Below are 4,796 nucleotides of genomic sequence, written 5' to 3'. Positions count from 1 at the left end.
TTTTTAACGACATGACCTACAAGCTTCTACCAGCCATTGTTGCGCTGGCTTTGGCCTTGAGCGGCCAGGCGCAAATTACACTCACACACGAGTTTTCTGCCTCCGACATGCTCAGTAACCTTGAGTTTACATTGATGTACATCGATGACGACGAGCCGGTTTACGTCACCAGTGGGATTTCTAATGATGTTCTTACCGTGAGGATGTTCGATATGGACTTTGAGCATATTGAAGACCTCACCTTTCAGCTATTGTCGTCCATTCCTGGTGGCGTGCTGCCAGTACACTACATAACACGCACTCTTTTTGATTGTGATCCGGACAATATTGAAATTCTTATTTCCTATCCTTATGTGCCGTTATCGGGCACTTTAGGTGTGCAGGTGCTGAGGGAAGACGGCACAGAATTACTGTACGTGCCTGATGCTATTGCCAACACCGTTACTCCATTACACGGCCATGTGGTAACATCCTCGGTGAAGTGCACTCCCACAGGAACCAAACTATTTTTACACATGTCGGCAGAGGGTATAGGTGATGACGGAGTAAAGGTTTATGATTTGTGCGGTGACTTGCCAGTCGTAAGCTGCAACGGTGCGGAAGGAGGAATCACCACATACACGCCGGTAGTTATGGGAGGGAGTAGTGCTGCCGTTATGCCCAACCCCACTAATGGTTTTGTGTGGATTGATTTTAACGAACCTATTCCCGGAAATGGCCTTCAATTACAGGTATTTGGTAATGCTGGCCAGTTGGTAAAGTCAGAGTCTGTTCCGGCAGGTGAAACACGGGTGCAGGTTGATTTGTCGGCCCAGCCATCCGGAACCTACATATACAGGCTAACAGGCGATACAGGACTTTGGAAAACAGGAAAAGTGGTCAAAAGATAAATTGACCGGATGATGGAAGGATGCACCCCGATCTGAACAGGTCGGGGTTTTTTGATACCGTTTACCTCTAATACCCAACCGTTGCTCAATGCTGACTGGTGTTTAAGTTGTTGGTTGGCAATTTGATGAATGGCGATAACGTTTTCGGAAAGAACCACGCGGTTGAAAATACCGCCCAAAATAATGTTGAGATGGAATACAAGAAGAACCCGTTTTACAACCTGGAGCGCAAAAAGCCCATGTTGTTATTTGCCGGATTGATGGGCGCGCTGGCCCTGACGCTGGCTGCATTTGAGTACCGCACTGCTGAAATCCGCGATGTGCACCCCGGTGTGCTGGACATGCAGTTTTTGGAAGAGGAAATCATACCTGTGAGCAAGCTCAAAGCACCACCGCCACCACCGCCACCCCCGCCGGTAGACCATTTTGTTATCAGCGATGAACTTCCTGAATTTTATGAAACAGAAATACTGGAGCCTCTTGATATTCCAGACTTTCCGGAGATGCCTGAGGTATTTGAAATACATGATGTTGAAGAGATCATTCACGAGCTCCCGGTTTATGATTTTGCTGAGGTGATGCCGTCTTTTCCGGGTGGTGAAGAAGCCTTATACCGATACCTGGGCGAGGTAGTGAAATACCCCAAAGAGGCGCTCAGAGCCGGAGTAGGAGGGAAGGTATATGTTGTATTTGTGGTCAATCCTGACGGCACCATCACCGATATCGCTATTGAGCACGGCGTGGGATGGGGCTTGGACGAAGAGGTGCTGAGAGCCGTGGCCGGCATGCCCGCCTGGAATCCCGGAAAACAAGGAGGCCATAAGGTAGCTGTGCGCTTGAGGTTACCGGTTGGGTTTGGGCAGCGGTGAGTTTTTTGCGTGATTTAGAGTCCGCTCCTTATTTGAAATTACCAGAATGACACAGTTAATGGAACACTCCCCCAATAGGCGCTTTCATTCGCTTCCTTCGGGGCAATGCTCATTTTATGCATAAAATCGGCTTTGCTTTGTCCGAACTCTGCTTCGCGAAGCAATGCCCCCACAGCCGTACCTGAGCGCAACAATTGATTAGAAAGAACAAACTTCTTTTGCTCCTTCTGCAGAGACCTGCAAACCTTTACAACTGCACTGGCAAACAGATAACTCTTATCCCTTAAAACCGACTTAGCCGTAACTTTTAGTTTTTAATGTCAACAAATTAATCTTCCATCATTAGCTTTCTCCGCTCCAGTTTTTTCACTCTTCATTTATCACTCTTCACTTTTCACTTTTCCCTAACAAAATACCCCGAAATACTTCGGGACTATTTGTCCAATCACTTTCGTGATTCTACAAACAGCATCTCCAACTCCCCTTTCCCTTTCGCCTTAATCTTGCCCCGCCTCTCAAAGGCGAAGTCAGAATGGTCTTTTAATAGTTCATAGGTGCTTTCAGAGATATTCACCTTACCCACCTCGCCGCTGCTTTCCATTCTCGAAGCCGTATTCACCGTGTCGCCCCAAATGTCGTACTGGAATTTTTTGACACCCACAATGCCAGCAACAACAGGGCCTGTATGAACCCCTATGCGGACTTCGAAAAACGGGTGGTTATTTGCCATTTTCCGGTCTTTGCCCTTTTCGATGAATGCGGCCATTTCCAGGGCGGCGTGCACCACGTCTTTGGCGTGGGTTGACCGCGGCGAGGGCAGGCCTCCGGCGGCCATGTATGCGTCGCCGATGGTTTTGATTTTTTCTATGCCGTATTTCTGGCAAATATGGTCAAACGCCGAAAAGCACTCATGGAGGTCGCGAACCAGCTCCTGCGGAGTGAGTTGTTCACTCATGGAGGTAAATCCTTTAAAATCGGTAAACAGCACCGTGACCTGATTGATGAGTTGCGCTTCGGCCTCGCCTTTTGCTTTAAGTTCCTCGGCTACTTCTTCGGGCAAGATATTCAGAAGCAGTTCGTCGCTGCGCTTTTTTTCGCGTGAGATTCTGTTACGTTGCATGAAAACAACACCCAGAAAGGCGATGGTAATCAGTAATCCACCGCCTACGCTATTTCTAATTGCGCGCTGAATCTGGTTATCCTTTTCGAGCAGTGTGATTTGTTGTTCCTTCTGTTCGGTTTCGTACTTCTCTCTCATGTCAGAAAGCGCCTCAAATTTCTCTTTTTTAAAAAGCTCTGCATTTAGCTCGTTGTATCTGGTGAGATATTGGTAGGCTTCCTGGTGTTTATTCAAATCGTGGTGGAGTCCGGCAAGTTCCTTAAGCAGCTTCATTACCAGGTCTGAACTCTCTGTTTCCTCTGCGAGTCCAAGAGCTTCTACGAGATGTGCTTGTGCAATATCCAGATTATTCCTGTTACGCTCAATTTTTCCAAGTTCGCTGAGCGAAAGAGCCTCACCATATTTGTAATTAAGCTTTCTGTTTATAAACAGCCCGCGTGTGACGAATTCAACGGCCTTATCGGGTTGGTCCATGGTGGTATATAGCCCGGATAATGCTTGCAGTGAGTAGGTGATGGAGCGCTCGTCGCCGAGTTCTTCTTTAATCGCCAGGCTTCTCATTAATAGTGATTCAGCTTCTTTGTAATCACCCAATGTGGTTTTAATATTACCCAGATTTTGCAATGCAATGGCAATGGGGCGCTTAGCATTGCCTTTCTCGGCGGCTTCCAGGGCAAGTGTATAATATTCAGTACTTTTGTCAAGCTCGTCCATCTGCTTGTAAATACCACCGATATTGCCCAATGCAAAGCTCTCGTACTCCTGAAAAAGATCATCGGTACGAGCCACTTCAATCATCCTCAAATTAGTTTCAAGGCCTTTTTCATGCTCGGTGAGCTTGTAGTAAATAACGGATTTGCTGTTAAGACATGAAATTAGCAGGCGATTATCATTGAGGTTTTCAGCGATTAAGGCTGCGCTGTCAAGGTAGGGAATTCCTGCGCGTGGCTTGCCGGTGAGGTCATGATAGATACCGATGTACAAAAGACCAAAACTTTCCATGTGGCCATGGTTTGTGCGGCGTGCCAAAAGAACGGCATCTTCAGCATAGGCAAGCATTTTTTCCTTATCAGTAGAAATTGTATTGCTTATTAGGGTTCTCAGCACATCAAGGCGGGCCTTGTCTGAGATTGTGTCGGTGGCCAGTACTTGCTCCAGCGAGTCAATTAGAGAAGATTGGCTGCTTGCAAATTGAACACTCAGAAATAGAGACAGGTGTAGGATACAGACTCCGGTAACATGCCTCCATTTAACACGCGATATACGACCCATGACAATCATTCAGAAGGTTTTAGCAAATCATCCTTTGCATTGCGCAAGATAGAGCTATTTCGGTAAATGTGCTCTTACGCGAATTAAACAGCAATCATACAGGGAGTTCACATTTGCACCTCATTTTGTGAATAAGACCTTAGCTTCCTTCAGTAAAACACCAGCATCAATTCCTTAGCGTAACTATTCTTTTGAAATGACACACTTTACTGAACATATCCGAACATACCCTTCACTCCTTACTCTCTACTGTTAACTTTTCACTTTTCACTCTCCTCTTTTAACTAACAAAATACATCTTCAATTTCCCTTTTCCCTTGGCTTGAATTTCGCCTCTTTCTTCGAATGTGAATTCGTGTTTTACCAACTCATAAGTGCTCTCAGAGATATTCACCTTACCCGCTTCGCCCGATGATTCCATTCTGCTGGCCGTATTCACCGTATCGCCCCAGATGTCGTACTGGAACTTTTTAACCCCCACGATTCCAGCCACTACGGGGCCGGTATGAATGCCCACCCGCATTTCAAAAGCAGGTTCTCCAAGAACATCCTTTTGCTGTTTGCGTTGTTTGATGTATTCCTGCATTTCCAGGGCGGCCAACACCGTATTCTTCACGGAATCATCCGTGGGTACAGGAAGCCCTC

The 4,796-nt window shown here is 46.6% G+C and carries 5 protein-coding genes; 2 read left to right on the top strand and 3 right to left on the bottom strand.

The window, feature by feature from the left end; genetic code table 11:
• Positions 1-11 precede the first annotated feature (11 nt).
• Both EA392_12690 and EA392_12685 read left to right on the top strand, forming a co-directional pair.
• Entirely contained in the window at positions 12-890 is an 879-nt protein-coding gene (locus EA392_12690) for a T9SS C-terminal target domain-containing protein (protein ID TVR37461.1), read from the top strand.
• A gap of 98 nt (positions 891-988) precedes the next feature.
• Positions 989-1,759 (top strand): energy transducer TonB, encoded by a 771-nt coding sequence (locus EA392_12685; protein ID TVR37460.1) that lies wholly within the window; start codon positions 989-991, stop codon positions 1,757-1,759.
• 38 nt (positions 1,760-1,797) lie between these two features.
• Here EA392_12685 and EA392_12680 read toward each other — a convergent pair whose 3' ends face one another.
• From EA392_12680 to EA392_12670, 3 genes are all read right to left on the bottom strand, one after another.
• Positions 1,798-2,028, bottom strand: coding sequence for a four helix bundle protein (locus EA392_12680; protein TVR37459.1), 231 nt, complete (start codon positions 2,026-2,028; stop codon positions 1,798-1,800).
• A 176-nt stretch (positions 2,029-2,204) separates the two neighbouring features.
• Positions 2,205-4,160: a hypothetical protein gene (locus tag EA392_12675; protein TVR37458.1), complete on the bottom strand. Its 1,956-nt coding sequence runs from the start codon at positions 4,158-4,160 to the stop codon at positions 2,205-2,207.
• Positions 4,161-4,431: 271 nt separating this feature from the next.
• A partial coding sequence (locus EA392_12670) for an adenylate/guanylate cyclase domain-containing protein (GenBank protein TVR37457.1) occupies positions 4,432-4,796 on the bottom strand: 365 nt, incomplete at its 5' end.

The organism is Cryomorphaceae bacterium (genome assembly GCA_007695365.1).
GTDB lineage: Bacteria > Bacteroidota > Bacteroidia > Flavobacteriales_D > SKUL01 > SKUL01.
Note: the sequence above shows the minus strand (reverse complement) of the source record. Positions and strands in the feature narration are given on the sequence as shown.

Coding starts and splice junctions, on each gene's coding strand:
- EA392_12690 (TVR37461.1), top strand. CDS start 12: ATGACCTACAAGCTTCTACCAGCCATTGTTGCGCTGGCTTTGGCCTTG.
- EA392_12675 (TVR37458.1), bottom strand. CDS start 4,160: ATGATTGTCATGGGTCGTATATCGCGTGTTAAATGGAGGCATGTTACC.